The following is a 24477-nucleotide window of genomic DNA, read 5'->3' as shown; positions in this document are numbered from 1 at the left end:
GGAGGCCGATATGTCCGAGAAGACTGCTGTGGTCACCGGGGCCGGTTCCGGGCTGGGCCGCCGGATCGCCGGGGCGCTGCTCGGCGCCGGATACCGGGTCGCGCTCGCCGGACGCCGCGAGGACGCCCTGCGCGAGACGGCCGGTTCGGACGCCAACGCGCTGGTCGTGCCCACGGACGTCGCCGATCCCGCTTCGGTGGCGGAGCTGTTCGCCGCGGTGCACGGCGAATGGGGGCGGCTGGACCTGCTCGTGAACAACGCCGGAGTGTCGCTCGGCGGCACGATCGCGGATCTTTCCGTCGACGACTGGCGGCGCACCGTCGACACGAATCTCACCGGGATGTTCCTCTGCGCGCAGCAGGCCGTACGGCTCATGCGCGACCAAGATCCGCAGGGCGGCCGGATCATCAACAACGGCTCGATCTCCGCACACGCGCCCCGTCCGGCGAGCGTCGCCTACACCGCCACCAAACACGCCGTCACCGGCCTCACCCGGTCGATCTCCCTCGACGGCCGCGCGTGGAATGTCGCATGTGGACAGATCGACATCGGCAACGCGGCCACCGAGATGACCGAACGGATGGCCGCCGGCATCCCGCAAGCCGACGGACGGCTCATGGCGGAGCCGACCTTCGACGCGGGCCACGTCGCCGACGCGGTGCTCTACATGGCGGGATTGCCGCTGGACGCCAATGTCCAGTTCCTCACCATCACCGCCACCACGATGCCGTTCATCGGCCGGGGATGACGTGGTCGCGGCGGAACTCGTCGAACAGCCGGTAGAACATCTGCTCAGTGTCCACATAGGAGTGGAAACCGGCGCGGCGCGACTTTGAGGTGTCCGCGAACATGTCGTAGTCCCAGGAGAACACGAAGTCGCCGAAGGCCCACGAGGAGACGTCGGCGTAGGACGCGGTGAGCCCGTGCTTCGCCGACATCTCCGTCCACAGTGGTTCCTTGTCCGCCATGACCGTGGTCAGCGGAAGCTGCAGCGGCGGTGCCACGTCAAGGTCGAAGTACGCGGCCAGCTTCGGCCACAGCTCGCGCCAGCGGAAGAGGTCGCCGTTGGCGATGTTGAACGCTTCGTTGCGGCTTGACGTCGCCGCCCACACAGTGCCTTCGGCGAGCAACTGCGCGTCGGTCATCTCCAGCAGGCTGTCGTACGCGCCGGGCTTGCCGGGAAACCGCAGCGGCAGGCCGAGTTCCTTCGAGATCGAGGCGTAGACCGCGATCACGAGCGCGAGGTTCATCGGGTTGCCGAGCGTGGTCCCGCCGACCACGGACGGCCGGATCGCCGACCACGACCAGCCGCCCGCCGCGGCCCGGCGCTCCAGGAATTTCTGCTGGTCCACGTTGAACTCCGGCGGCATGTGCTGTCCGGCGTCGGCTTCGCGGGCCGGCGTTTTGAACGGGCCGAGATGCGCGCCGTAGACCTTGTAGCCCTGCATCAGGCTGACGTGTTCCAGCGGGCCTTCGTCGAGGCCGTTCACCAGGTTCTCCAGCATCGCCACGTTCGGCGGCACGAGTTCCGCCCACGTCGGCCGGTCCTGATAAGCCGCGTAGAACAGGTGCGTCGCGCCGACGCCGGCCAGCGCCGCTCGCGTGCTGGCCGGGTCGAGCAGATCGACCGCGATGCTGCCGGGTCCGCCGCGACGGGACAGCCCGAGCACCTCCCAGCCGTCGAGAGTGCGCAGGTGGGAGATGAGTTTCCGGCCGATGATCCCGTTGGCCCCGGCCACGAGGGCCACGCGTGTGCTGCTCATGTCCTCGATCCTGATCTCGCTGCGAGGATAAATCCAAGGCTTACTTCTTACGGCTTCGATAAACTGGATTTATGACAAGCCTGCGGCAGCTCGAGTACCTGGTCACGGTGGTCGACACCGGTTCCTTCACCAGGGCGGCGGAGCAGCTGCATGTGACGCAGCCCGCGCTTTCGCACCAGATGCGGGCGCTGGAGCACAGCGTCGGCGGGCCGTTGCTGGAACGGCTGCCGCGTGCGGTCCGGCTCACGCCGATGGGCCGCGCGATGCTGCCGCACGCTCGCGCCGCGCTCGCCGACGCCGAACGCGCCCGGTGCGCCGCCCGGCAGGCGTCCGGTCAGGTCGCCGGGGAGCTGCTGGTCGCGACGGTCTACTCGGTGAGCCTCGGCGTGCTGCCGCCCGCGCTCCGGGTGTGGCGGCGCGAGCGGCCGGACGTCGACGTGCGGCTTTTCGAGTACCGCCACGCCGACGAACTGCGCGACGCGATGCTGGCCGGGGAAGCGGATCTCGCGATCGGACCGCGTCCGGATGGCTGGACCGGCCCGGTGCGGTCGCTGGGCACCGAGGAGTTCGTCGTGGTGCTGCCGGCGGACGGCGCTACCGAGTCCACTTCGGACGGTACGGTCGAGCTGGCCGATCTCGCCGACTGCGCGTGGGTGCACTACGCGCCGGGCCACGGTTTGGCGGAGCTTCTCGACGCTGCCTGCGCGGAAGCGGGATTCCGGCCGCGGCCCGCGGTGCGCACGGAACAGACCGCCGCCGCGCCGTTGCTCGCGGCGGCTGGATTGGGACCGGCGCTGGTCCCGGCGAACGTGCTGCCCGCCGAGTTCAGCGGCCGGGTTTTGCGTCCTGGCAAGCCAATCCGCCGGGAGCTGGTCGCGTATGGCCGGAGCGAGCCGGATCCGTTGACCGCTGCGTTCGGCGAGGTGCTGGCGCAGTACGCGCGGGTTTAGTCGCGCAGCCGGGCCAGGTCGATTCCGGCGAACGGCGTCGTGACCGCGTCGTGGACCCGGGCGGACCAGACGGCGTGGCCGTGTCCGGTCCACACGGGAATCGCCGGGAGGTCACGCAGGGCTTCGTTCTCCGCGATCCGGAACAGCTGTGCGGATTCCTCCGGCGACGCGGTAGTTTCGGCGGCGTTGAGGTCGGCGGCGAACCCGGCGTCGGTGTATCCGGCGGCTTCGGCGAGGGCGTGGAGGATGTCGGACGGGCTCGGTGACACGGCCTTGAGTTCCAAAGCGGACGGCCCGGTCGGCTTGCCTCCGTTCGCCTTTCGCTGTGCGGTGACCGGGATTCCGAGGTTCTTCGCCAGGCCGTTCGCCAACGCCTGCGGCCACGTGCCGTCGAAGCTGTCGTAGAACACCGACGCGCCGCCGGAGAATCCCGCTTGGCTCAACAGGGATTTGGCGGCCGGACCGTCGAACGTGCACGGACGGCAGGTCCCGGACCGTTCGCCGGGCGCGACGATCGGCGGCAGCAGCCCTTTGGCTGGGTCCGCCTGATGCGCGAGCGGCCCGGACTCCAGCGCGCCGCGGTCGGTGCCGAGCGCGAACGCGTGCCGCACCGTCGGATCGGCGAACCGCGTCGCCTCGGCGGGAAACACCAGGTACCCGCTGCGCGGGAGCGCCCACATGGCGTGCCGGTCGGGGAAATCGGTGTGCATCGCGTCGTGCCGTTCGCCAGGTACTGTGGTGGCGACGTCGAGGCTGCCTTCTTTGACATCGTCATACTGCTCCGCCGGATTGCCGACGCGCAACATGATTTCCTTGGCCCGCCCCGGATCCGGAGCGACCCGGACGAGCTTGCCGCCGGAACCGTACTGCCAGTCGCCTTCCAGCCGCATCGGGCCGTTGCCGATCGGATGGCGGGCGAACCCGTTCCAGTCGCGCGATTTCAGCACCGACGCGGGCAGCGGAACCAGCCCGGGCGCGGACAGCCACGCCGGCACCTGATTCGACGGCCGGTCGAGCACGATCCGCAGCTGCTTCGCGTCGACCGCGGTGATTTCCTTCGCGCGCAAAGACTTCGTGAGCACCGGCGTGCTCGCCCAGTGCAGGCCCGCGATCGCCTTCCAGGTGTCCACATAGGACTGAGCGGTGACCGGTGTGCCGTCGTGGAATGTGCCGGGACGCAGCCGCACGGTCCAGGTCACCCGGTCCGTGCTGCTGATCGATTCGGCCGCGCGCGGCGTGACTTTCCCGCTGGCCGGGTCATAGTCGGCCAGCGGCGTCCACAGCGCGCCGGTGACGAGTCTGCCGGAGGGATCGGTGACGTCGGCGGGCAGCAGCGTGCCGGGTTCGGCGAGGCCGACCGACAGCACGCCGGGCTGGACGGGTTCGGCCGACGACGAACAGCCGGCGAGACCGGCCGCCGCGACGACGGCGGCGAGCGTGAGCGGGACCAGCGGACGCGATCGCATGGTGTCTTACTACCAGGTGGAAAGCAACGAAAGGCGGTTGTGTCCGGTTAGGGACCGTCTTAAAGTACTTCAGTCACACTGGGGTCTCCTGGAGGTTTCGCGTGCGCCGTTGGTGGATTCGTTCCGGGCTGGCGATGGCTACCGCGGCGGCGACTCTCGTCGCCACCGGATTGCCCGCGGCGGCCTGCGAGGACGACAAGCCGGTCACCGAAGCGAAACACACGCTCGGCGACCCGGGCGCGACCAAGGGCGTGGAGCCGGTCGGCAACGTGCCCGACGCGCAAGGGGCCATTTCGGCGAACTTCCTCAGCTACGGCAAGCGGGACGTGATGGTCGTGTCCGGCCAGTTCGGCTTGAAGGTCTACGACCTCACGGACAATCCGGCGAAGCCGCGCGCGATCGGCGAGCTGAGCCTGCCCGGGCTGTGGGAAACCGAAGACACCGAGGTGGACGCGAAGCGCAAGCTGGTGTTCCTGTCCCGCGACCCGCGAGCGTTCAAGGGCAACACGCACACCGGCGAGTCCGGGATCTACGTGGTCGACGTTTCGCATCCGGAGAAGCCCGAGATCCTCAGCTACGTCAAGGTTCCGGCGGGCCACACCACCAGCTGCGTCGACGACTGCCGCTACCTCTGGACCGGCGGCCCGGCGAAGGCCGACAACCAGCCCGCGGACTGGGGCGGCCGGCCGATCTGGGTCACCGACGTGCGCAATCCGCGTGCCCCCAAGGTGCACCCCGACCCGATCGAACTCGCCCGCAACGACGGCAAAACCGACTACGTGCACGACGTGCAGGTGGACAAGATGGGCGTCGCGTGGGTGTCCGGCGCGGGCGGCGTGCGCGGCTACTGGACGTCCGGGATGCACCACGACCCGGTGCAGAAGCGCTACCGCGTGGCGACCGCGCTCAAGCCGGTGCCGTACGCGGGCGGCGGGGTCTCGGAAACCGCTGCGCCGTCGAAGTTCCTGCACAACAGCTTCCACCCGGTCGGCCCGCGCGACGACGGAGCCTGGCGCGGCCACGACCTCGTGTACGCCACCGAGGAAAGCTTCCTCCCCGGCTGCGCGGGCGACGGCGTGCTGACCATTTCGTCGCTGGAGGGCTCGTACCAGGGCGAAGGCTGGCGGTCGACGCCGGAGAAACCGTTCCGGATGCGGAGCGTCGGCACCTGGAGCGTCGCCGGGCAGGAAGGCAGCGACCCGGTGTCCGACGACTGCTCGGCGCACTACTTCGACCTGCACGGGGACGTGCTGGTGCAGTCGTTTTACGCGCAGGGGACGCGGTTCCTGGACGTGAGCGACCCGTCGAACCCGACCCAGATCGCGTACTTCCGGCCTGCGGACGCGGCTTCGTGGGCGCCGTACTGGCACGACGGGTACGCGTATGTGGCGGATAACAAGCGGGGGATCGACATTTTGAAGCTCACGGCTTAGGGAGTTCGCGGCGGAACTCGCGCGCGGAGATCTCGCCGGATGACGAGGTCGACTCGCAACCTTCGCGGCAATGGCACCGCGCTCAACGTCTTGGCATTTAGTGCGGGCGGACAGGAGCGCCCGGAGCCCTGACGAGCGCGTCGGCTAAGTGCGGCGAGTCGTGAGCGTGGTCAGCGGTTCACGCCCGCCCGGAAGCCGCGCCGCCAACCGGATATCGGGCCGCCAGTCCGTCCAGCAGTGCCTGCAGTCCGATCTCGAACAGATGGTCCAGATCCAGGTCGTACCCCTCCGCGAGATCTGCCACCATCCGCGCCAGCACCGGATACCTCTCGGACCCGGTCAGCGCCGCGTATCCCCGTTCCTGTGTCTCCATCCACTGGTCCTCGGTAATCCCCGTCGCGCCCCTCGCGTGCCGCTCGCGCTCCAGGTGGATCGCGGTGCCCTGGATGTGGTTGAAGAACAACACATTCAGATCGCACAGCTCAGCCGAGTTCACCCCGAAGGCCGACAGCGCGGCGAGCGCGCGTTCGTTGTGCGCGGCCAGGTTCGGCAGCGGCAACGGCCGGGTGAGCGGCACGAGATGCGCGAGCCACGGATGCCGTCGATGCACCGACCACAACGTGCGCGCCGACAGTTCCAGCTGCGCCCGCCACCCCTCTGGTTCCCTGGCCGGGTAACCGATTTCGCCGTAGGCGGTGTCGGCCATCAGGAAGATCAGTTCGTCCTTTCCGGACAGAAAGCGGTACGGAGCCATCGCCGGAACACCCAACCGCGCCGCGAGGCCGCGCATCGACAGCGCGGCCACGCCCTCCGCATCGGCGATCGCGATTGCCGTGTGCACCAACCGATCCCGGGTCAGCACTGGACGCTTCGCCTCGGTCGCAGTGTGCTGACCGGCGACGACGTGGCCCGATCGCGGTTCGGCGCGGACCAGGCCTTCGCGGCGCACTACGTCGAGCGCCTTGGCTGCGGTTGCGGTCGCGACACCGTGTGCGGAAGCCAGCTGACGGGTCGACGGCACCTTCGCGCCCGGCGGCAAGTCTCCCTGCGCGATCTCCTCGCGCAGCGCGGCGGCGATGCGGAGGTACGGCGGTTCGGTTGGCATCGGCATCCCATCTGTACTAGCTCAGTGAGTCAGCTGTACTAGGTCAGTTTTGGTAGTGAGAACCAGGTCAGGGCAGATTCTTCAGGGTAAATCAGCACTGTATCGAGGGGTGAGGAAATGCCTGAAGCTTTGGTTTGCGGCGCGGGAGTCGCCGGGTGCGCGTCGGCCTACTGGCTGCGCCGCAGTGGCTACGACGTCACGGTCGTCGAGCGCGCGGACAGGTTGCGCAATGGGGGTCAGGCGATCGACATCCGCGGGGTCGCGCTCGAGGTCGTGGAGCGGATGGGTCTGGGGGAGCAGGTCCGCGCGGCGCGGACGCGGATGCGCGGGATGTCGATGCTCGACGCGGCCGGCAACGAAGTGTTCCGTTCCGAGGAACGCACCTTCAGCAGCGGCCGGCTCGACAGCGCGGACATCGAGATCCTCCGCGACGACCTGGTCCAGCTGCTGCATGACCACACCGAGGCCGAGTATCGCTTCGGGGACGAGGTGACCGCACTGGACGCCGAGTCCGGCCGGGTCGAGTTCGCCAAGGCCGAGCCCCGCACGTTCGACCTGATCGTGGGCGCGGACGGGGTGCATTCGGCGGTCCGGCGGCTCGCGTTCGGCCCCGAGGACCAGTTCCGCCGCTACCTCGGCCAGTACCTGGCGATCTTCCCGACGGCCAACACCCTCGGCCTCGAAGACTGGCAGATCTGGTTCCAGGGCGAGGGGTCCGGCGGCGCGGTCTACCCGGTGCCCGGCAACGAGGAGATCCGGGTGACGCTCGGCTTCGGCGAGCCGGAGTACCGCGAAATCCGGGACGTCGCGGAGCAGAAGAAGCTCGTCGCCGAGCGGCTGGCCGAGGTCGGCGGTCCGGTGCCGGACCTGGTCAAAGCCATGGAGGAGGCTCGGACGTTCTTCTTCGACGCGATGCTCCAGATCCGCCTCGACCGCTGGACGACCGGCCGGGTCGCGCTGGTCGGCGACGCCGGGTACTGCGCGTCCGTGCTGTCCGGCCAGGGCACGAGCCTCGCCCTGGTCGGCGCGTACATCCTGGCCGACGACCCCGGCAACTACGAGACCCGGATGCGGCCGTTCGTCGAGCTGAACCAGGCCCTGGCCACGGAAAACGCGGCCGGGCCCGCGCCGGAGGAGTCCGTCGAACGGGCTAAGAACGCGATCAGCCTGACCCGGTGACCCGCCACCTGGCGGGAGTTTCCCGCCGCCCGGCTGGCCCCGTCCGGCCCCCGGGCGGCGAGGATGGGGCCAGTACCCGAACCTTGGAGGCACCCGAGATGACCGCCAGCTACCCGCAGCTCCCGTTCGACCCCGAGCTAGCCGCGGCACTCGAAGCGCTCCAGGCCGAGCGTCCGCCGATCAAGACGCTCGAGTCGATCCCGGCGGTGCGCGCGTCCGCGGCGAAGCGGCAGATTTCGCTGGACGAGATCACCGCCGACGGCGCCCTCGAACTGTCCGAAGTGGACGCCGAGGGACCGCGCGGCCCGATCCCGCTGATCGTCGCGCGGCCGGCCGGGGCGGTCGACGTCCCGGTGCTGTACTGGCTGCACGGCGGCGGCATGATCATCGGCGGCCACAAGGGCGGGGACCTGTACCTCCTCAAGGAGTACGCGGCCGAACTGGGCCTCGGTTTCGTGTGCGTCGACTACCGGGTCGCGCCCGAACACCCGCATCCGGCCCCGGTCGAGGACTGCTACGCCGGTCTGGAATGGACGGTCAAACACGCCGCCGAGTACGGCTTCGACGCCTCCCGCGTCGTGATCGGCGGGGCGAGCGCGGGCGGCGGGCTCGCGGCGGCGACGGCGCTGCTCGCCCGGGACCGCGGCGGCCCGGAGCTGATCGGACAGCTGCTGGTGTACCCGATGCTCGACGACCGCAACGACTCCCCGTCGGCGATCCAGATGGCCGAGATGGGCAGCTGGGACCGCACCGCGAACAACGTCGGCTGGACCGCGCTGCTCGGCGACGCACGCGGCGGCCCGGACGTGTCGCCGTACGCCGCGCCCGCGCGCGCCGAAGACCTGTCCGGCCTCCCGCCCGCGTTCCTCGACGTCGGGAGCACCGAAACCTTCCGCGACGAGGTCATCGCCTACGCGAACCGGCTGTGGCTGGCCGGGGTGCAGGCGGAACTGCACGTCTGGCCCGGCGCCTTCCACGGCTTCGACGGTTCGGCCCCGCAGGCGGCGCTGTCGCAGCAGGCCCGGGCCGAACGGACGCCGTGGCTGCGGAGGCTGCTCGGCTGAACCGGACGCGCGATGATGGACCGATGAGGGAGCTGGTCACGCATCTGAGCGCGCTCGATCCCGGCGCGGCCGAAACGGTCAAGGTCATCGCGTACTTCGACCGGCTGGTCGAGGGCCGCGCCGGGCTGGAGCCGATCGTGCGCGGCGCGGCGGTGCTGTCCGGCTGCCCCGCGCGGCTGGCCGACGACGAACGCCGGGTGCGCGTCCGCGTCGAACCGGACGGGCGCGTGGTGCCGTCGGACGAGCCGCCCGATCCGGAATGGCTGTCGACACCGGTGCGCCGGGACGGTCCGCCCGCGTTGTGGCTGGAACGGTCCGGTCCGGCGAGTCCGGTGGACGCGATGGTGCTGGAGCGTGCGTCCGCGGCGGCCCGGTCGGTGCTGGACCGCACGCGCGGCCGCATCGTGGACCCGGCGTCCGTCGAGGTGGTGCTCGACGCGTCAGCGGACGAGAAAACCCGGCTCCTCGCCGCGCATCGGCTCGGCCTCGGCACCACCGCGCGCGCCGTGGTCAGCGACACCGACCAGCAGGTCGTCCCTCCACAGTGGACTCCGCCGGAGCGGGCGCGGATGGGGTTCGGGACCGTGGTGAAGCTCGTCGACCTGCCACTGTCCGGCGAGCAGGCCCGGACCGCTTTCCGGTTCACTGCCACCGAAGAAGACCCGGGACCGTCCGTTGTGGACTACGGCGAACTCGGCGGCCTGGCCGTGCTCGCCGAAACGGTCGGCCCGGGCACCAAGCCGGTCGCGGACGTCAATCGCCTGGAGGACGCCCGCGCGACGGCCCCGTGGGTGTTGCCCACGCTGGTCGCCGTCGCGGGCGCTCCGAGCCTGCGCGCCGCCGCGAACACGCTGGTCGTGCATCATTCGACCCTGCAGGAGCGCCTGGCCCACGCCGAACAGTTGCTCGGCTGGCCAGTGCGCGATCCCGCAGGGCGGTTGCGGTTGCAGCTGGCTATCGCGCTGTGGCGGCTGCACCGCAATGGTTGATCACGGAGTGAGCAGCGGCAGCAACGGTTTCCGCACCGCCGTCGCGACCCCGTCGGACTCGTTCGCCGCCGCGATCCGCTCGTCCGTCGGCGTGCCGTAGGACGTGGTCCGCTGCCGGAGCGGACGCCCGAGCGGCTCGACCATCGCGCGCATGTCGCTGATCGTCTTGTACGACCCGTTCGCCGCGCCCGCCATCCGGCTGATCGTCTCCTCCATCAGCGTGCCGCCGATGTCGTTGACGCCGCCCTGCAGCACCGCCCGGCTGCCTTCCTCGCCGAGCTTCACCCAGGAACTCTGGATGTTGTCGAAGGTGCCGTGCAGCAGCAGCCGGGACAGCGCGTGCACCGCGCGGTTCTCGCGCAGCGTCGTGCCCGCGCGGGCGAGGCCGGCCAGGTAGATCGGCGAACTCTGGTGGATGAACGGCAGCAGCACGAACTCGCTGAACCCGCGCCGTCCGTTGCGTTCCACGCCCTCGCGCTGCAGTTTGGCCAGCAGCTTCAGGTGACCGACCCAGTGGCTCGGGTTGTCCACGTGGCCGTACATCATCGTCGCGGTGGTCGGCAGCCCGACGTCGTGCGCCGTGGTGACCACTTCGATCCACGCGTCTGTCGGCAGCTTGCCCTTGGTGAGCACCCAGCGGACGTCGTCGTCGAGGATTTCCGCCGCGGTGCCCGGCAGCGAGTCCACTCCGGACTCCTTCGCCCGGATCAGGAAGTCGCGAATGGACAGATTCGTCCGCGACGCGCCGTTCACGACCTCCATCGGGCTGAACGAGTGCAGGTGGATGTCCGGCTGCCGCCGCTTCACCTCGGCCGCGAGGTCGAAGTACGCGGTGCCCGGCAGATCCGGGTGGATCCCGCCCTGCATGCAGATCTCGGTCGCGCCCGCGGCCCACGCCTCGTCCACCCGGTCGCCGACCTGTTCCAGCGACAGCGTGTACGCGTCCGCGTCGGTCTTCCGCTGCGCGAAAGCGCAGAACCGGCACCCGGTGTAGCAGACGTTGGTGAAGTTGATGTTCCGCGTGACGACGAAGGTGATGTCGTCCCCGACCACTTCGCGCCGCAGGTCGTCAGCCAGTTTTGTGAGCGCGTCCAGCTCCGGGCCGTCCGCGTGCAACAGCGCGAGCGCGGCGTCGTCGGACAACCCGGCGGGGTCCTTTTCCGCACTGCGCAACGCGTCCCGGATGTCAGTGTCGAAGCGTTGCGGCCCGGTCTTGATCTTGCGGCCGATTTCCTTCCAATCGCCGTAGACCGAATCGAAGTCGCCGCGCCGGTCCTCGGTGCGGCCGGTGGTGTCGATCTCGGTGTGCAGATCGGTGCGGCCGGACTCCTGCCAGCCGCCGTCCGGCTCCTGCCACGGGATCCCGACCGGCATCGCGCCGTCGCGGGCCAGCCCGGTCTCCCCGTCGACCAGCGCCGCGACGTGCCGCGTGACGCGCGGGTCGAGCCACGGCTGGCCGCGCTTCACGTACTCCGGGTAGATGGTGAGCCGCTCGCGCAGCGCGTAGCCGGCCTTCTCGGTCTGCCGCGCCAGCAGGTCGATCTGCGGCCACGCGCGCTCGGGGTTCACGTGGTCCGGGGTGAGCGGCGAAACGCCGCCCCAGTCGTCGATGCCCGCGCGGATCATCAGGTCGTACTGGTCGCCGATGAGGTTCGGCGGCGCCTGGATGCGCATCCGCGGACCCAGCACCAGCCGGGCCACGGCGATGTTCGCGGCGAGTTCTTCGAGGTCGGCGTCCGGGGTCGCGCGCATCTTCGTGTCCGGCTTGGCCCGGAAGTTCTGCACGATGACTTCCTGGATGCCGCCGTACTCGCGCGCGGTCTTGCGGATCGCGAACAGCGCGTCGGCGCGTTCCTCGTGCGTCTCGCCGATCCCGATCAGCACGCCGGTGGTGAACGGCACGGAGCTGCGCCCGGCGTCCTTCAGCACGCGCAGCCGGACCTCGGGATCCTTGTCCGGCGAACCGTAATGCGGGCCGCCCTTCTCGCTCCACAGCCGGCGCGCGGTGGTCTCCAGCATCATGCCCATCGACGGCGCGACCGGCTTGAGCCGCTGGAAGTCCTGCCAGCTCAGGACGCCGGGGTTGAGATGCGGCAGCAGACCGGTCTCCTCGAGCACGCGGATCGCCATCGCGCGGACGTAGGAGAGGGTGTCGTCGTAGCCGTGCGCGTCCAGCCATTCGCGCGCGGCCTTCCAGCGGTCCTCCGGCCGGTCGCCGAGCGTGAAAAGGGCTTCCTTGCAGCCCATTTCCGCGCCCTTGCGGGCGATGTCGAGCACCTCGTCCGGCGACAGGAACGGGGATTCGAGCCTGCCGGGGACGGTGACGAACGTGCAGTAGCCGCACCGGTCCCGGCACAGCCGGGTCAGCGGGATGAACACCTTGCGGCTGTAGGTGATGATCCCCGCGCGACCGGCTTCTTCGAGGCCCGCGTCGCGGATGCGGGAGGCGTGGTCGGACAAAGTCTTGAGGTCGTCGCCGCGCGCGTGCAGCAGCACGGCCGCTTCGGCTGCGTCGAGCGTCTTCCCGTCTCGCGCCCGCGCGAGCGCACGGCGCATGGCCGACGGGGTGGGCGTGGTCACGCCAGCTTCGGGCTCCATTCCCGCCACGCTAGGACCCGGCCGCCGCGACCAGCCAGCTCTTAGCCCGCCGATGCGCGCCGAGCCGGTCCGAGGTGATCATCGACGCAGGTTGAGGGCTTGTCGACGGTCGGTCGCGCCGGTATTACCTAAAGGGTGGCGTCAGTGATCGGGAAGCGCATCGGCGGGCGGACGTACTACTACTTCGCCGAGTCCGCGCGGGTCGACGGCAAGCCGCGCGTGGTGGGGCAGCGTTATCTCGGGACGGCCGAGGACATCGCGGCCGCGGTGGCCGGCGGCGGTACGGAGGCGGCGGGGGCACGGCATCGGTCGTTCGGCGATGTTTCCGCCGTGTGGGGGACGCTGCAACGGCTGGACCTCGTCCGGCGCGTCGACGCCGTCGCCGGACCGCAACGCGCCCGCCCGACGCTCGGCCTCCACGTCGCGCTCGCCGTGCTGCACCGGGCGACCGCGCCAGAGACGGACTTCGAGGAATGGTGGACCGGCTGCCTGGCGCAGGACCTCGTCCGGCCGCGGCCGCCAAAGGGATCGATCACCACGGCGAGCCACTGGCGGGCGCTGCAGCGGCTCAGCCCGGAACGGATCGCGGGGGTTGAAACCGTTGTCGCGGAAGCGGTTCTGGAGTTGTTGGGGGACGACGGGACGGAAGCGCTAGCCGTCGATGTCGCGCAGTTCGCCGCGTTCACCGCTGCGGACTGCACGCTGCCTTCGGCCTGTCAGGACGTGTTGGCTGGGCTCGGTCTGGTCGTCACGCGGGATGGGGCGATACCGCTCGCTTCTCGGGTCTATCGAAGGGAAAACGCCCCGACTTTCGGCGCACTGGCCGCCGAGTTGGGGGAGCGGCATCCGACCACGGACGTCACGCTGATTTTCCACGCTGGCCAGGCCGCGCAGCTCGACCTTGGCGCGCGAAGCGGGTTCGTCGGCTCGCTTCCGCTGGCTGATCATCCGGAGTTGCTCGCGCGGCCAGCGTCGGTGCGTCGGCGGGTGGATCCGGAACGGTTCGCTGGGCTGACCGCGTTCGACACCGTGGCGACTGTGGACGGTGCGCATCGGCGGGTGATTCTGACCCATTCCGCGACGCTGCACGCGGCGCAGTACCGGGCGTTCACCAGCGAATTGAGCACGACGGTGCGGGAGCTGGACGGGCTGGCCGCCGCACTGGAGGCAGGGACTCATCGTGGAGACCGGACGCAGGTGCATGCGGAGATGTCGCGCATCATCCGTGGGCGTCGGGTGGAGCGGGTCTTGAATACGACGCTCACCGGGACCCGGGCTGGGGAGCTTCGGCTGGAGCGGCGGGTGGATGACACCGCGGTGGCTCGGCTGGCGGAGGAGTTCTTCGGGAAGCAGATTCTGGTGACTGACCGGGATTGGCCAGTGGCGGAGGTGGTCACTGCTTACCGGGCTCGGACGCACCTGGAGTCGACGTTCCGGTGGCTGACCGGTCCGGCTGCCGCGGGGCCGTCACCGCGGTGGGATTGGACTTCGCATCGGATCGCGGTGCATACGTTGGTGTCCGTGCTGGCGGCGACGGTTACGCATTTGATGCGGCGGGAGGCGGACCGGGCTGGGATGAACCTGTCGGTGGCTGAGTTGCTGGATCAGTTGAGGGGGATCGGGGAGACGGTGCTGCGGCATCGGTCTACTGGGGGGCGGCCGCGGACGCGGAGGATTTTGTCGGATCGGACTGGGCGGCAGCAGGCGTTGTTCGAGTTGTTCGGGTTGGATCGGTTTGCGCCTGGCTAAAGGTCCGTGAAGGACTCCATGAGGGAATCTGATTCCCGCAAGGAGTCCTTCACGGACAGTCGGCTCAGGAGTCGCGGTCGATGTTCAGGGCGGAGAACGTCTGCACCACCGGCATCAGCTCGATGACGTTGATGTTCACGTGCTTCGGCTGCGAACTGGCCCAGTACACCGATTCGGCGACGTCGTCCGCGGTGAGTGGGGTGGTGTTGGCATAGACGTTGGCCGCCTTGTCCTGGTCGCCGTCGAAGCGGACGGTCGAGAACTCGGTGCCGCCTACCAAGCCGGGCTCGATGTTCGTCACTCGGACGCCGGTGCCGCGCAGGTCGGAGCGGAGGTTGAGGCTGAACTGGTGGACGAACGCCTTGGTCGCGCCGTAGACGTTGCCGCCGGGGTACGGGTAGCTGCCCGCGACGGAGCCGATGTTGATCACGTGCCCGGCGCCGCGTTCGACCATTCCGGGCAGGACCGCGCGGGTGAGGTGGACGAGACCGGTCACGTTGGTCTCGATCATCTGGTCCCAGTCGTCCAGCTTCGCCTCGTGCGCGGGTTCCAGGCCCTTGGCGAGGCCGGCGTTGTTGACCAGGATGTCGATCTTCGCCCACTCCTCGGGCAGCTCCGCGACAACGTCCGCGACCGCGGCGGCGTCGCGTACGTCGAGCACCAGCGGGTACACCGCGTCGCCCAGTTCGTCCGCGAGCGTCTTCAGGCGGTCGCCACTGCGGGCCGCGGCGACGACTCGCGCGCCTTCCGCGACGAACCGGCGCGTGATCGCGGCACCGAACCCGGCGCTCGCGCCGGTCACCAATACGGTCTTCATGGAGTGCGTCACCGTTCTTCTGCGTGGTCGAGGAAGCGGCCGAACACGTCGTTGAACTCGGCCACGCGTTCCAGGTTAGGCAGGTGTCCCGCGCCGTCGAGCACCACCAGCTTCGAGCCGGGCACAAGCTGGTGCAGCAACTGCGCGTCGGCGACCGGGGTGAACTCGTCCTCGCTGCCCACCGCGACCAGCGTCGGCACGCTGACCTCCCGCAGCGAATCGCGGTAATCGGGGCGTTTCGCCCGGGCCCGCAACGCCGCCGCCGCGCCGGCCGCGGGTGCGTCGCGCATCATCTTCCGCACATGCGCGGTCACCTCGGGGTTTTCGCGGAAGGTGGTCGGCGACACCATTTTCGGCACCAGCTCGTCGGCGTATCCGGTCATTCCTTCCGCGAGCACCCGGTCCGCCGCCTTGTTCCGGACCGCCTTTCCCTCGTCGGTCTCGGGTTCGGCGAACGTGTCGGCGAGCAGCAGCGCGGCAATCCGCTCCGGGTAATCCCGGACGGTCTGCATCACGATCTGCCCGCCCATCGACAGCCCGCCCAGCGCGAAGCGGCCGAACCCGAGGTGATCCGCCAGTCCGATCAGATCCTCGGCGAAGCTGTCGAGGCCGGTCACCTCGGGACCGGTGCTCTGCCCGTATCCGCGCAGGTCAGGAACGACGACCCGGTGCCCGTTTCGCGCGAGGTACTCGGCCTGCGGACCCCACATGGACCGGTCGAACGGGTGCCCGTGCACGAGAAGCACCGGGAGCTTCGACTGCGGCCCCTGGTCGGAGTAGGCGATCCGCGCGCCGGAGGGAAGGAGGACTGTCTGCATGTCCCCGACGCTAATCGGGGCGATTTCTCAGTGCAATAAGGCGCAATGTAGTCGGAGCAATGTTTTTCAACGCAGCTCCGCGAAGAGCTGCCGGACGTCGCCGACCCACAGCTCCGGAACCTCCTGCGCCGCGTAATGCCCGCCGCGGTCGTACTCGTGCCACGACACGAGGTTCCGGTGATGTTCGGAGAACGTCCGGATCGACGGCAGGTCGCCGGGGAACTGCGCGACCCCCAGCGGCACCGGATTGCGTCCCTCTGCGGGTGTTTCCCTCGCTTCCTCGGCGTAGATCCGGATCGCCGAACCCGCGGTGCCGGTCAGCCAGTGGATCGTGACGTGGGCGAGGATCCCGTCCGCGTCGAGGCCGTGGTCGTGCATCGCCTGCGCGTTCCAGCCGAGCAGCCCGACCGGGGAGTCGGACAGCGCGTGCGCGAGAGTCTGCGGCTGCTGCGCGTGGACGATGCCGTACGAGGCTTCGTGGGTGAAGTAGTGGTGGAACGCGTTCCACGCGGCTTTGTCCTTGGGCGACAGTTCGGCGATCCACTGTGGATCGTCGTCCGGCGGCGGGTCCCAGGTCTGCGTCACGTGCGCACCGATCACCTGCTCCGGTGCCACCCGGCCGACCTCCGGCGCGATCCCCGAACCCCAGTCGTTGCCCGCCGTCCCGTAGCGCTCGTAGCCGAGCCGGCGCATCAGCTCCGCCCACGCCCGCGCGATCCGCCGCGGACCCCAGCCGGTGTCGGCCGTCGGACCGGAAAACCCGAACCCCGGCAACGACGGCAGCACGACGTCGAACGCGATCGACGGATCGAGCCCGTGCGCCCGCGGATCGCTCAACGGCCCGACCGCCGCCAGGTACTCCGCAGCCGACCCCGGCCACCCGTGGCTGAGGACCAACGGGATCGCGTCCGGCTCGGGCGAACGGGCGTGCAGGAAATGGACGTTGCTGCCGTCGATCGTCATCGTGAACTGCGGATACTCGTTGAACCGCCGCTCCAAAGCCCGCCAGTCGAAGCGATGCCGCCAATGCTCGGCCAGCTCGCGCACCCGGCCGACGCTGACGCCGTACCCCCTGTCACCGCCGTCGGGCTCGGGTGCCCACCTCGCCCGATCGAGCCGTTCCCGCAGGTCAACCAGGTCCGCTTCCGGGATGTCGAGCCGATACGGCCGAATCTCAGTCATGTCCAGCTCCTTCGGAGAGCCGCCGGGCGCAGGCGTTGAGATACCGCACCTGACGGATGTTGGTGGCGAGTTCGGCCGCGCGCAGGTACGCGTCCCGGGCTCTTTCGCGCTCGCCCGCCTTTTCCAGAAGATGTGCTCGCGCCGCGTAGAACCGTCGATCACGGTTCTCCAGCGCTTCAAGCACTTCGAGCCCCGCCGCCGGCCCATCCGCCATCCCGACCGCGACGGCGTGACTCACCTTCGCGACCGGACTCGCCGAAACCTTGAGCAGCAGCCGATAAAGCCCGACGATCTGCCGCCAGTCGGTCTCTTCTGCATTAGGTGCCTCGTCGTGAACAGCCGCGATCGCCGCCTGCAACTGATAGGGACCGACCGGTCCGCGCGGCAACGCCGCCGTCACCAGCTCCACCCCGCGCCGGATCGACTCGGCCTTCCACCGCGTCCGGTCCTGCTCGTGCAACGGAACCAGCTCGCCCTGCTCGGTCACCCGCGCCGGCGACCGCGCGTCCGTCAGCAACATCAACGCGAGCAGCCCCGCGGCCTCGCTGTCGTCCGGCAGCAACGCGGCGGTCAGCCCCGCCAGCCGGATCGCCTCCGCGACCAGATCGCCCCGCCGCACGTCCGGCCCCGACGTCGCCGAATACCCCTCGGTGAAAATCAGGTACAGCACGTGCAGCACCGCGCCGAGCCGCTCGCTCCGCTCTTCCTCCGGAGGCATCCGGAACGGCACGCCACTGTCCTGAACGGTCCGTTTGGCCCGGGAGATCCGGCGCGTCATCGAGTCCTCGGAAGTGAGGAACATCCGCGCGATCTCCTTGGTCGTGAGCCCGCCGACGGCCCGCAACGTAAGCGCGATCTGCGACGCCGCCGACAACGACGGATGGCAGCAGAGCAAGAGCAGGATCAACGTGTCATCGGCGTCGCCCACCGGCCCGCCGACGTCCTCGCGGGCTGCCCGGACCTCGCGCTCCCGTCTCGCCTGGTCCGCCCGGAGCAGATCGATCAGCTTCCGGCTCGCGACCTGCAGCAGCCAGCCGAACGGGCGCTCCGGGATCCCGGTGTCCGGCCACTGCCGGGCGGCTTTGAGCAGGGCCTCCTGCACCGCGTCCTCGGCCGGGTCGAACCGCCCGTAGCGCCGGACCAGCGCACCCAGCACCTGCGGCGCGAGCCTGCGCAAAGTGTCGCTGACCGGCTCGGTCTCTTCTCGGCTCACCGGCTCAGACGTCGCTTTCCCCGCCCATCACCGGCCGGACCACCACCCCGGCCTCGGACAACCGCCCCGGGGCGGTGAGCAGCCCCGCCGCGATCTCGGTCGCCCGGTCGAAACTGGCGCAGTCGACCATCCAGTACCCGGCGATGACCTCCTCGGTCTCGCCGAACGGCCCGTCGGTGACGACCGGGACCCCGTCCCGCAGATCGAGGCGGCGGGCGAGCACCGGAGCGGCGAGCCCCTGCGTCTCGACCAGCTCGCCCGATTCGGCCAGCGCGCCGGTGAACCCGGTGAGGAACTCCTCGACGGCCGCCATCTCCGCCGCGGTCGCCGCGCCGTCCTTGCCGCCGAGGTGGTCGTAGTCCTGCTGGTTCCCGTACGCCAGGATCAGGTACTTCATGGGGTCCTCCCAGTTGCTTGGCCATCAGTCGCGAAGAGAACGAAGCTGCCCCGCCGGACCGGACATCGCCTCGGTGCCTGATCGGGTGACCCGGGTCACCGGCTAGGCGGTCATGATGCTCCTGGCGGAACTGTCCTGCTCTCTCTGTTGCCGGGCTGCTCCCGCCATTCCCCGGTATTGCGCGGTACCCATGTCCCCGGATTGCGTCTTCCCCCGCCGGGATTCCCCGGGCGCTCGGTCCGCCGACTCCCGGCCGGATCGGCCGCTACTGGCCCATTCGGGGGGTTGACCTGCGAAGATCGCTTTAAGGGACCCCCCTGTTTGAGGCCGTTTTGAGCCGTGTAATGTTCTCCAGGTCGCCAGGGAAACCGGGCGGCCGCCGGGACGCGAACCAAGCTCTCGCCTCTAGGGTGATTGAGTGGGTGTCCCACCAAAAACTGCTAGGAATGACCGCTTCGGTCAGGCTCGCCCTTGTGGGGGTGGAGGTTGATGCGGGGTGTGTTGCTTGAGAACTCAACAGTGTGCTAGTGAACTAAGCCAGTAGAGCTTATATGAAACCCCCTCGTCGGGGTTTCCTTTGAGAATGATTGATTGAGAGTAGTCTCGATCGAACTTGAAGACATTGTTGGAGAGTTTGATCCTGGCTCAGGACGAACGCTGGCGGCGTGCTTAACACATGCAAGTCGAACGCTGAACCGGTTTCGGCCGGGGATGAGTGGCGAACGGGTGAGTAACACGTGGGTAATCTGCCCTGCACTCTGGGATAAGCCTTGGAAACGGGGTCTAATACCGGATATCACACTCTTGGGCATCCAGGGGTGTTGAAAGTTCTGGCGGTGCAGGATGAACCCGCGGCCTATCAGCTTGTTGGTGGGGTAATGGCCTACCAAGGCGACGACGGGTAGCCGGCCTGAGAGGGTGACCGGCCACACTGGGACTGAGACACGGCCCAGACTCCTACGGGAGGCAGCAGTGGGGAATATTGCACAATGGGCGCAAGCCTGATGCAGCGACGCCGCGTGAGGGATGACGGCCTTCGGGTTGTAAACCTCTTTCGCCAGGGACGAAGCGAGAGTGACGGTACCTGGATAAGAAGCACCGGCTAACTACGTGCCAGCAGCCGCGGTAATACGTAGGGTGCGAGCGTTGTCCGGAATTATTGGGCGTAAAGAGCTCGTAGGCGGTTTGTCGCGTCGGCCGTGAAATCTCCACGCTTAACGTGGAGCGTGCGGTCGATACGGGCAGACTTGAGTTCGGCAGGGGAGACTGGAATTCCTGGTGTAGCGGTGAAATGCGCAGATATCAGGAGGAACACCGGTGGCGAAGGCGGGTCTCTGGGCCGATACTGACGCTGAGGAGCGAAAGCGTGGGGAGCGAACAGGATTAGATACCCTGGTAGTCCACGCTGTAAACGTTGGGCGCTAGGTGTGGGCGACATTCCACGTTGTCCGTGCCGTAGCTAACGCATTAAGCGCCCCGCCTGGGGAGTACGGCCGCAAGGCTAAAACTCAAAGGAATTGACGGGGGCCCGCACAAGCGGCGGAGCATGTGGATTAATTCGATGCAACGCGAAGAACCTTACCTGGGCTTGACATGCGCCAGACATCCCCAGAGATGGGGCTTCCCTTGTGGTTGGTGTACAGGTGGTGCATGGCTGTCGTCAGCTCGTGTCGTGAGATGTTGGGTTAAGTCCCGCAACGAGCGCAACCCTTATCCTACGTTGCCAGCGCGTCATGGCGGGGACTCGTGGGAGACTGCCGGGGTCAACTCGGAGGAAGGTGGGGATGACGTCAAGTCATCATGCCCCTTATGTCCAGGGCTTCACACATGCTACAATGGCTGGTACAGAGGGCTGCGATACCGCGAGGTGGAGCGAATCCCTTAAAGCCGGTCTCAGTTCGGATCGCAGTCTGCAACTCGACTGCGTGAAGTCGGAGTCGCTAGTAATCGCAGATCAGCAACGCTGCGGTGAATACGTTCCCGGGCCTTGTACACACCGCCCGTCACGTCATGAAAGTCGGTAACACCCGAAGCCCATGGCCCAACCCGCAAGGGAGGGAGTGGTCGAAGGTGGGACTGGCGATTGGGACGAAGTCGTAACAAGGTAGCCGTACCGGAAGGTGCGGCTGGATCACCTCCTTTCTAAGGAGCACAACACATCCCGGTCATCGTGCTGGGAGTGGCCGTCACTTAGAGGTCGACTGTATCTCTGCGACGGTTGCTCAAGGAATTGTGGAACTACTGGTTAGGGTTCGCGGCGGTGGTGATGCCGCCGGTCAGTACTGCGGGGCTTTCGGGTCTCTGCGTGGAACGCCGGTCGCGGAGCCGGGTCGCGGATTGTTCGCTGCGCACTGTTGGGTCCTGAGGCAACACACGTTGTTTCTGGTGTGGTGTTTGAGAACTGTAGAGTGGATGCGAGCATCTTTGTGGTCAAGTTGTTAAGGGCACATGGTGGATGTCTTGGCTTCAGGAGCCGATGAAGGACGTGGGAGGCTGCGATATGCCTCGGGGAGCTGTCAACCGAGCTGTGATCCGAGGATTTCCGAATGGGGAAACCCAGCACCAGTGATGTGGTGTTACCCGCCGGTGAATATATAGCCGGCGTGGAGGGAACGCGGGGAAGTGAAACATCTCAGTACCCGCAGGAAGAGAAAACAAAAGTGATTCCGTGAGTAGTGGCGAGCGAAAGCGGAAGAGGCTAAACCGTTTGCATGTCAAGCTGTCAGGCGTTGTGCGGGCGGTGTTGTGGGACCCAGCGTCGAGGATCTGACAGTCCTCGGAATGTGCGCGCGTGTTAGTGGAACCGCTTGGGATGGCGGACCGGAGTGGGTGAGAGTCCCGTACGCGAAAACACGTTGTGTGTGTTTGTCTGGTGTTCCCGAGTAGCAGCGAGCTCGTGGAATTTGCTGTGAATCTGCCGGGACCACCCGGTAAGCCTAAATACTTCCTGGAGACCGATAGCGGACGAGTACCGTGAGGGAAAGATGAAAAGTACCCCGGGAGGGGAGTGAAAGAGTACCTGAAACCGTGTGCCTACAAGCCGTCAGAGCCCTTTGGGGTGATGGCGTGCCTTTTGAAGAATGAGCCTGCGAGTTAGTGCTGCGTGGCGAGGTTAACCCGGGTGGGGTAGCCGTAGCGAAAGCGAGTCTGAAGAGGGCGAATGAGTCGCGTGGTCTAGACCCGAAGCGGAGTGATCTACCCATGGCCAGGGTGAAGCGACGGTAAGACGTCGTGGAGGCCCGAACCCACTTAGGTTGAAAACTGAGGGGATGAGCTGTGGGTAGGGGTGAAAGGCCAATCAAACTCCGTGATAGCTGGTTCTCCCCGAAATGCATTTAGGTGCAGCGTCGCGTGTTTCTTGCCGGGGGTAGAGCTACTGGATGGTCTAGGGGCCTTACCGGGTTACCGAAATCAACCAAACTCCGAATACCGGTTAGTGAGAGCGCGGCAGTGAGACGGCGGGGGATAAGCTTCGTCGTCGAGAGGGAAACAGCCCAGAACACCAGCTAAGGCCCCTAAGTGTGTGCTCAGTGGGAAAGGATGTGGGATTGCCCAGACAACCAGGAGGTTGGCTTAGAAGCAGCCACCCTTGAAAGAGTGCGTAATAGCTCACTGGTCAAGTGGTCCTGCGCCGACAATGTAGCGGGGCTTAAGCACACCGCCGAAGCTGTGTCATTCACACATATACATCGACTGTTTCTTCGGAGGCAGTCCAGTGGTGTGGATGGGTAGGGGAGCGTCCTGCATCCAGGGAAGCGGCCGCGGAAGCGAGTCGTGGAGGGTGCGGGAGTGAGAATGCAGGCATGAGTAGCGAATGCAGAGTGAGAAACTCTGCCGCCGGATGACCAAGGGTTCCTGGGCCAGGCTAATCCGCCCAGGGTAAGTCGGGACCTAAGGCGAGGCCGACAGGCGTAGTCGATGGACAACGGGTTGATATTCCCGTACCCGAGCATGTGCGCCCATGGCGAGGCGGTTGACACTAACCACCCGAAGCCGCAGGCAATGTCTTCGGACGGAGTCTGTGTGTGGAGCGTGGGACCTGATTCCGTAGTAGTCAAGCGATGGGGTGACGCAGGAAGGTAGCTCCGCCAGGCGATGGTTGTCCTGGTGCAAGCGCGTAGGCCGGAACATAGGCAAATCCGTGTTCCATACAGGCTGAGACGTGATGCGTAGCCGTTTGAGGCGAAGCGGGTGATCCTATGCTGTCGAGAAAAGCCTCTAGTGAGTGCATGCACGGCCCGTACCCCAAACCAACACAGGTGGTCAGGTAGAGAATACCAAGGCGATCGGGTGAACTGTGGTTAAGGAACTCGGCAAAATGCCCCCGTAACTTCGGGAGAAGGGGGCCAAGCGCTGTGATACCCCTTGCGGGTGGAGCGGTGGTTGGCCGCAGAGACCAGCGGAAAGCGACTGTTTACTAAAAACACAGGTCCATGCGAAGTCGCAAGACGATGTATATGGACTGACGCCTGCCCGGTGCTGGAACGTTAAGAGGACCGGTTAACTCCTTTCGGGGGTGAAGCTGAGAATTTAAGCGCCAGTAAACGGCGGTGGTAACTATAACCATCCTAAGGTAGCGAAATTCCTTGTCGGGTAAGTTCCGACCTGCACGAATGGCGTAACGACTTTCCGGCTGTCTCGACCACAGGCCCGGCGAAATTGCATTACGAGTAAAGATGCTCGTTACGCGCGGCAGGACGGAAAGACCCCGGGACCTTTACTATAGTTTGGTATTGGTTTTCGGTTCGGCTTGTGTAGGATAGGTGGGAGACTGTGAAGCTCGGACGCTAGTTCGGGTGGAGTCGTTGTTGAAATACCACTCTGGTCGGATTGGGAATCTGAACCTCGGACCATGATCTGGTTCAGGGACAGTGCCTGATGGGTAGTTTAACTGGGGCGGTTGCCTCCTAAAGGGTAACGGAGGCGCCCAAAGGTTCCCTCAGCCTGGTTGGCAATCAGGTGTCGAGTGCAAGTGCACAAGGGAGCTTGACTGTGAGACAGACATGTCGAGCAGGGACGAAAGTCGGGACTAGTGATCCGGCACCTCCTGGTGGAAGGGGTGTCGCTCAACGGATAAAAGGTACCCCGGGGATAACAGGCTGATCTTGCCCAAGAGTCCATATCGACGGCATGGTTTGGCACCTCGATGTCGGCTCGTCGCATCCTGGGGCCGGAGTAGGTCCCAAGGGTTGGGCTGTTCGCCCATTAAAGCGGCACGCGAGCTGGGTTTAGAACGTCGTGAGACAGTTCGGTCCCTATCCGCCGCGCGCGCAGGATACTTGAGGAAGGCTGTCCCTAGTACGAGAGGACCGGGACGGACGGACCTCTGGTGTGCCAGTTGTCACGCCAGTGGCATGGCTGGTTGGCTATGTTCGGAAGGGATAACCGCTGAAGGCATCTAAGCGGGAAGCCTGTTCCAAGATGAGGTATCCCACCCCTTTGTGGGTTAAGGCCCCCAAGAGACGATTGGGTTGATAGGCCAGAAATGGAAGCACAGTAATGTGTTGTCGAGTTGACTGGTACTAATAGGCCGAGGACTTGCCCACGAAGATGTTACGCATCCACTCTACGGTTCTGAAACACCACACCGGCTGTCACGACAAGTGACGGGGTGTGTGTTGTTTCGGAGTGTTTCGGTGGTTTTAGCGTCAGGGAAACGCCCGGTCCCATTCCGAACCCGGAAGCTAAGCCTGACTGCGCCGATGGTACTGCAACCGAAGGGTTGTGGGAGAGTAGGACACCGCCGAACTCAAC

At 67.0% G+C, this 24477-nt stretch carries 16 protein-coding genes and 3 rRNA genes; 10 read left to right on the top strand and 9 right to left on the bottom strand.

The features are described 5' to 3' along the window. Positions 1 to 10: 10 nt before the first annotated feature. Positions 11 to 748 (top strand): SDR family oxidoreductase, encoded by a 738-nt coding sequence (locus RPX00_RS00095; RefSeq protein WP_406636197.1) that lies wholly within the window; start codon positions 11 to 13, stop codon positions 746 to 748. Here the strand turns inward: RPX00_RS00095 and RPX00_RS00090 are convergent. Then, positions 732 to 1763: an SDR family oxidoreductase gene (locus RPX00_RS00090; protein WP_406636195.1), complete on the bottom strand. Its 1032-nt coding sequence runs from the start codon at positions 1761 to 1763 to the stop codon at positions 732 to 734. The two genes, RPX00_RS00095 and RPX00_RS00090, sit on opposite strands and share 17 nt — an antisense overlap. A gap of 71 nt (positions 1764 to 1834) precedes the next feature. Between RPX00_RS00090 and RPX00_RS00085 the strand changes: the two genes are divergently transcribed. Next, positions 1835 to 2713 carry a LysR substrate-binding domain-containing protein gene (locus RPX00_RS00085; RefSeq protein ID WP_406636194.1) on the top strand — a complete coding sequence of 293 codons (879 nt, stop codon included), beginning with the start codon at positions 1835 to 1837 and terminating at the stop codon, positions 2711 to 2713. On the opposite strand, the gene RPX00_RS00080 is transcribed toward RPX00_RS00085, so the two are convergent. Continuing rightward, a complete protein-coding gene (locus RPX00_RS00080) occupies positions 2710 to 4179 on the bottom strand; it encodes an ABC transporter substrate-binding protein (protein ID WP_406636192.1) in 1470 nt (489 codons plus the stop codon). The two genes, RPX00_RS00085 and RPX00_RS00080, sit on opposite strands and share 4 nt — an antisense overlap. A 134-nt stretch (positions 4180 to 4313) precedes the next feature. On the opposite strand from RPX00_RS00080, the gene RPX00_RS00075 reads away from it, so the two are divergent. Continuing rightward, on the top strand, positions 4314 to 5612 hold the full coding sequence (locus RPX00_RS00075; RefSeq protein WP_406642712.1) for an LVIVD repeat-containing protein: 1299 nt from the start codon (positions 4314 to 4316) through the stop codon (positions 5610 to 5612). 178 nt (positions 5613 to 5790) lie between these two features. Here the strand turns inward: RPX00_RS00075 and RPX00_RS00070 are convergent, their stop codons facing one another. Next, the gene (locus RPX00_RS00070; protein WP_406636190.1) at positions 5791 to 6723 is read right to left on the bottom strand and encodes a TetR/AcrR family transcriptional regulator C-terminal domain-containing protein; all 933 of its coding nucleotides are present in this window, start codon (positions 6721 to 6723) and stop codon (positions 5791 to 5793) included. Between the two features lie 111 nt (positions 6724 to 6834). On the opposite strand from RPX00_RS00070, the gene RPX00_RS00065 reads away from it, so the two are divergent. From RPX00_RS00065 to RPX00_RS00055, 3 genes are all read left to right on the top strand, one after another. Then, positions 6835 to 7896 (top strand): FAD-dependent oxidoreductase, encoded by a 1062-nt coding sequence (locus tag RPX00_RS00065; RefSeq protein ID WP_406636188.1) that lies wholly within the window; start codon positions 6835 to 6837, stop codon positions 7894 to 7896. Between the two features lie 98 nt (positions 7897 to 7994). Continuing rightward, the gene (locus tag RPX00_RS00060; protein WP_406636186.1) at positions 7995 to 8960 is read left to right on the top strand and encodes an alpha/beta hydrolase fold domain-containing protein; all 966 of its coding nucleotides are present in this window, start codon (positions 7995 to 7997) and stop codon (positions 8958 to 8960) included. Between the two features lie 23 nt (positions 8961 to 8983). Further along, the gene (locus RPX00_RS00055; protein WP_406636184.1) at positions 8984 to 9949 is read left to right on the top strand and encodes a helix-turn-helix domain-containing protein; all 966 of its coding nucleotides are present in this window, start codon (positions 8984 to 8986) and stop codon (positions 9947 to 9949) included. Here RPX00_RS00055 and RPX00_RS00050 read toward each other — a convergent pair whose 3' ends face one another. Beyond that, positions 9950 to 12547: a bifunctional FO biosynthesis protein CofGH gene (locus RPX00_RS00050; protein ID WP_406636182.1), complete on the bottom strand. Its 2598-nt coding sequence runs from the start codon at positions 12545 to 12547 to the stop codon at positions 9950 to 9952. Between the two features lie 144 nt (positions 12548 to 12691). On the opposite strand from RPX00_RS00050, the gene RPX00_RS00045 reads away from it, so the two are divergent. After that, the gene (locus RPX00_RS00045; RefSeq protein ID WP_406636181.1) at positions 12692 to 14296 is read left to right on the top strand and encodes a transposase; all 1605 of its coding nucleotides are present in this window, start codon (positions 12692 to 12694) and stop codon (positions 14294 to 14296) included. Between the two features lie 64 nt (positions 14297 to 14360). Here RPX00_RS00045 and RPX00_RS00040 read toward each other — a convergent pair whose 3' ends face one another. The 5 genes from RPX00_RS00040 to RPX00_RS00020 form a co-directional block, all read right to left on the bottom strand. Further along, positions 14361 to 15113, bottom strand: coding sequence for an SDR family NAD(P)-dependent oxidoreductase (locus tag RPX00_RS00040; RefSeq protein WP_406636179.1), 753 nt, complete (start codon positions 15111 to 15113; stop codon positions 14361 to 14363). 8 nt (positions 15114 to 15121) lie between these two features. Continuing rightward, complete coding sequence (locus RPX00_RS00035) at positions 15122 to 15931, bottom strand: alpha/beta fold hydrolase (RefSeq protein WP_406636177.1); 810 nt, start codon at positions 15929 to 15931, stop codon at positions 15122 to 15124. Between the two features lie 66 nt (positions 15932 to 15997). Next, entirely contained in the window at positions 15998 to 17113 is a 1116-nt protein-coding gene (locus tag RPX00_RS00030) for an epoxide hydrolase family protein (RefSeq protein WP_406636175.1), read from the bottom strand. Beyond that, on the bottom strand, positions 17106 to 18326 hold the full coding sequence (locus RPX00_RS00025; RefSeq protein WP_406636173.1) for an RNA polymerase sigma factor: 1221 nt from the start codon (positions 18324 to 18326) through the stop codon (positions 17106 to 17108). The genes RPX00_RS00030 and RPX00_RS00025 overlap by 8 nt, the downstream gene beginning before the upstream one ends. A 4-nt stretch (positions 18327 to 18330) precedes the next feature. After that, positions 18331 to 18723, bottom strand: coding sequence for a YciI family protein (locus RPX00_RS00020; protein WP_406636171.1), 393 nt, complete (start codon positions 18721 to 18723; stop codon positions 18331 to 18333). Between the two features lie 622 nt (positions 18724 to 19345). Here RPX00_RS00020 and RPX00_RS00015 point away from each other — a divergent pair. The 3 genes from RPX00_RS00015 (at position 19346) to rrf (ending at position 24472) form a co-directional block, all read left to right on the top strand. After that, positions 19346 to 20865, top strand: a 16S ribosomal RNA gene (locus RPX00_RS00015). Between the two features lie 286 nt (positions 20866 to 21151). Then, positions 21152 to 24269, top strand: a 23S ribosomal RNA gene (locus RPX00_RS00010). 86 nt (positions 24270 to 24355) lie between these two features. After that, positions 24356 to 24472 (top strand): 5S ribosomal RNA (gene rrf / locus RPX00_RS00005). Together the 16S, 23S and 5S rRNA genes form the textbook arrangement of a ribosomal RNA operon. Positions 24473 to 24477 lie beyond the last annotated feature (5 nt).

The sequence above is a fragment of the Amycolatopsis sp. WGS_07 genome (genome assembly GCF_045278895.1).
GTDB lineage: Bacteria > Actinomycetota > Actinomycetes > Mycobacteriales > Pseudonocardiaceae > Amycolatopsis.
Note: the sequence above shows the minus strand (reverse complement) of the source record. Positions and strands in the feature narration are given on the sequence as shown.

What these genes read in the sequence shown, in the direction of transcription:
- RPX00_RS00095 (WP_406636197.1), top strand. Translation starts at nt 11, where the DNA reads ATGTCCGAGAAGACTGCTGTGGTCACCGGGGCCGGTTCCGGGCTGGGC.
- RPX00_RS00090 (WP_406636195.1), bottom strand. Translation starts at nt 1,763, where the DNA reads ATGAGCAGCACACGCGTGGCCCTCGTGGCCGGGGCCAACGGGATCATC.
- RPX00_RS00085 (WP_406636194.1), top strand. Translation starts at nt 1,835, where the DNA reads ATGACAAGCCTGCGGCAGCTCGAGTACCTGGTCACGGTGGTCGACACC.
- RPX00_RS00080 (WP_406636192.1), bottom strand. Translation starts at nt 4,179, where the DNA reads ATGCGATCGCGTCCGCTGGTCCCGCTCACGCTCGCCGCCGTCGTCGCG.
- RPX00_RS00075 (WP_406642712.1), top strand. Translation starts at nt 4,314, where the DNA reads ATGGCTACCGCGGCGGCGACTCTCGTCGCCACCGGATTGCCCGCGGCG.
- RPX00_RS00070 (WP_406636190.1), bottom strand. Translation starts at nt 6,723, where the DNA reads ATGCCGATGCCAACCGAACCGCCGTACCTCCGCATCGCCGCCGCGCTG.
- RPX00_RS00065 (WP_406636188.1), top strand. Translation starts at nt 6,835, where the DNA reads ATGCCTGAAGCTTTGGTTTGCGGCGCGGGAGTCGCCGGGTGCGCGTCG.
- RPX00_RS00060 (WP_406636186.1), top strand. Translation starts at nt 7,995, where the DNA reads ATGACCGCCAGCTACCCGCAGCTCCCGTTCGACCCCGAGCTAGCCGCG.
- RPX00_RS00055 (WP_406636184.1), top strand. Translation starts at nt 8,984, where the DNA reads ATGAGGGAGCTGGTCACGCATCTGAGCGCGCTCGATCCCGGCGCGGCC.
- RPX00_RS00050 (WP_406636182.1), bottom strand. Translation starts at nt 12,547, where the DNA reads ATGGAGCCCGAAGCTGGCGTGACCACGCCCACCCCGTCGGCCATGCGC.
- RPX00_RS00040 (WP_406636179.1), bottom strand. Translation starts at nt 15,113, where the DNA reads ATGAAGACCGTATTGGTGACCGGCGCGAGCGCCGGGTTCGGTGCCGCG.
- RPX00_RS00035 (WP_406636177.1), bottom strand. Translation starts at nt 15,931, where the DNA reads ATGCAGACAGTCCTCCTTCCCTCCGGCGCGCGGATCGCCTACTCCGAC.
- RPX00_RS00030 (WP_406636175.1), bottom strand. Translation starts at nt 17,113, where the DNA reads ATGACTGAGATTCGGCCGTATCGGCTCGACATCCCGGAAGCGGACCTG.
- RPX00_RS00020 (WP_406636171.1), bottom strand. Translation starts at nt 18,723, where the DNA reads ATGAAGTACCTGATCCTGGCGTACGGGAACCAGCAGGACTACGACCAC.